This window comes from Brasilonema bromeliae SPC951, assembly GCF_012912135.1.
Classification (GTDB): domain Bacteria; phylum Cyanobacteriota; class Cyanobacteriia; order Cyanobacteriales; family Nostocaceae; genus Brasilonema; species Brasilonema bromeliae.
Genome location: NZ_QMEB01000375.1, coordinates 1 through 2,766, shown reverse-complemented (window position 1 = coordinate 2,766; position 2,766 = coordinate 1). Strand labels below are relative to the sequence as shown.

At 41.2% G+C, this 2,766-nt stretch carries 3 protein-coding genes; all 3 read left to right on the top strand.

Translation table 11 applies throughout. The features are described from left to right. Positions 1-326 precede the first annotated feature (326 nt). The 3 genes from DP116_RS27710 (at position 327) to DP116_RS27700 (ending at position 2,745) form a co-directional block, all read left to right on the top strand. A complete protein-coding gene (locus DP116_RS27710; protein WP_169158181.1) occupies positions 327-953 on the top strand; it encodes a DUF2079 domain-containing protein in 627 nt (208 codons plus the stop codon). Between the two features lie 196 nt (positions 954-1,149). Beyond that, a complete protein-coding gene (locus tag DP116_RS27705) occupies positions 1,150-2,340 on the top strand; it encodes a glycosyltransferase family 4 protein (RefSeq protein ID WP_169158180.1) in 1,191 nt (396 codons plus the stop codon). A gap of 168 nt (positions 2,341-2,508) precedes the next feature. Further along, a complete protein-coding gene (locus DP116_RS27700) occupies positions 2,509-2,745 on the top strand; it encodes a hypothetical protein (RefSeq protein WP_211173551.1) in 237 nt (78 codons plus the stop codon). Positions 2,746-2,766: the final 21 nt, after the last annotated feature.

The window sequence follows — 2,766 nt, the reverse complement described above, 5'->3', positions numbered from 1 at the left end:
AGATAATAATTACTATGTTTTCCAAATAAAAAAAGCTAATGATTTTACAAATATTTTTTATAAAACTATAAATAGAGATTTCATAGAATCATTCGATTGGAGTTGTGATATTTTTTTCAAAAACCACAAATGACACGTAGACGCCCGAAAGGTACCCCGCAATCTTTGGTCAGAAAAGACATAAATAGAGGTTCTCACAAATCATTTATTAGATCTGCTATATTTTGAAAACTTTGTAGAATTTAGTATCCAAAATCAGTGAACAGGGAACAGTGAACAGTGAACAGTGAGTCCAGTGCGCATGAGGAGGGTTTCCCTCACTTGGCATCTGGATTCACCGCAACGCACTGGCTCTCCAAGTGGAGCATCTGGCGTTGGAAACCCGTCACTCGCGCTGGCCTCACCGTTTTTGGGCAGTTTGTCTGAGTCTTTCTTTACTATTTTCCTTCACTTCCAGTAGTTCTAGCTTAAATAGAGCGTTTTATTTTTTATTACCAGATTCGTTTAATCCTTTGGTGTATGTGTCTTTACCTCAACAATGGGGTCATGTGTTGCAGTTTCGCCCAATGCTGGCACAAATTCCACCAGATGCGAGTATCTCTGCAACCACTTACCTTGTCCCTCATCTTTCTAGTCGCCGGGAAATCATTCGCTTACCTGCACTGGAACTGCGAAACGATGCACGTCAGGTGATGAAAGTTGATTATGCGATCGCAGATCTGTGGCAGTTAAAACAGTATCAACCAGCATTTAAGGAAGAGCGTAATCTTTTACGGGAACTCGTACAACTGTTTGACCAGCTGACGAAGACTCAGGAATACGGAGTGATTGACTTTAGAGATGGCGTTATTTTACTTCAAAAAGCTGCAACCCCTGATCCACAAGCCACAGCAGCTTGGGTAGCTTTTCGCCAACAGCTTGAGAGAGAATTAACACAAAACAGGGCAAGATAATAAAGAAACCAAGAGCCAAAAAACAATTTTGAGTTCTGACTTTTCTTTTGAAAGTCTTTCTACCACTACTTTTTTCGGAACAATGTTAAAAAAAATCAAAAAAATTCCATTTTGGGACTTGTTATAGTAGTCAAACTTGTATCTTGAGATAAATGTAGAAGATTATAGATTTGTAAAGGGTTGGGCATATAAGTCTATGAAGATATTGGTGTTAAGTTGGGAGTTTCCGCCGCGAATAGTTGGGGGAATTGCTCGTCATGTGGGAGAGTTATATCCGGAACTGGTCAAGTTAGGACATGAAATCCACTTGATTACACCAGAGTTTGGTCAAGCACCGATGTATGAAATCGTTGAAGGAGTCAAGGTTCATCGTGTACCTGTGGCTTCTGGTAATGACTTTTTTCATTGGGTTGTTAATCTGAACCAAAGCTTTGGGCATCACGGCGGTAAGTTGATGCTGGAGGAAGGACCGTTTGATATTATTCACGCGCATGATTGGCTTGTTGGGGATGCGGCGATCGCCCTCAAGCACAGCTTCAAAGTCCCCCTCATTGCCACTATTCACGCAACTGAATACGGACGCTACAACGGTGTTCACACTGATATTCAACGTTATATTAATGCCAAAGAAGAACTTTTTGCTTTCAACGCTTGGCGAATTATCGTTTGCACTGACTATATGCGGCGGGAAGTAGAACGGGCGTTACACTCTCCGTGGAACAAAATTGATGTTATCTATAACGGTATCCGACCAGAAAAAAAACAGCACCATCAAGATTTTCACGCTCTGGATTTTCGCCGTCAATTTGCCGAAGATGGTGAGAAAATTGTTTACTATGTCGGTCGTATGACCTATGAAAAAGGTGTCCCTCTACTGCTGAGTGCTGCTCCCAAAGTGTTGTCCCAAATGGGGGGTTACGTTAAATTTGTTATTATCGGTGGCGGTAATACCGACCATCTCAAAAAGCAAGCTAGGGATATGGGAATTTGGAATAAGTGCTATTTTACTGGTTTTATATCTGATGAGTACTTAGATAAATTCCAAACCATTGCCGATTGTGCTGTATTCCCCAGCCTTTATGAACCCTTTGGTATTGTTGCATTAGAAAGCTTTGCCTCTCGCGTTCCCGTTGTGGTTTCTGATACAGGTGGTTTTCCAGAGGTGGTGCAACATACCAAAACAGGTGTAGTGACTTACAAAAACAATCCCGATTCTCTGGCTTGGGGTATTTTGGAAGTGTTGAAAAATCCAGGTTATCGACAATGGCTGGTTGATAACGCTTATGAAGATTTAGAAAGACGCTTCAGTTGGTCTAAATTAGCTAAGCAGACGGAGGATGTGTATAAGCGGGTGGTGGAAGAGCGATCGCAAGTGACCTGGCTATAAATAATTAAAATATTTGATTTTTAACATCAAGGGCAGCTAAATTTTAGCTGTCCTTTATCATTCATATGAACGCCTAGAATCCTTTAATGAGTGTGAGTATCAACAAGGGATGGAGTACCAAATTTGGGATAATCAAAAAATCCCTATCACCTGTTAAGAGTTTGGGAAATGACAAACACAGATATCAATACATTTCACAACAGTTCAACGGAAGTAGGCTGGAAAGACGAGTTAATCGAAAGTTTAAGGCGATCGCATCAAGCACAAGACTGGTTACCTTTATCGCCAGCAGAACGCGATAAGCTTTGCTTAACGCCGCAGGCGTATCGCGTCACACAAGCAAAGCAAAGTTTCCCGATGATGGTTCCTCTAGGGAGACTCGTAAAACAGAGTAAAACTCCATAAAACGGTGTAATTTATTGTTGT

Excerpts from the sequence above, each read along its gene's own strand:
- DP116_RS27705 (WP_169158180.1), top strand. The coding sequence starts at position 1,150 with ATGAAGATATTGGTGTTAAGTTGGGAGTTTCCGCCGCGAATAGTTGGG.
- DP116_RS27700 (WP_211173551.1), top strand. The coding sequence starts at position 2,509 with ATGACAAACACAGATATCAATACATTTCACAACAGTTCAACGGAAGTA.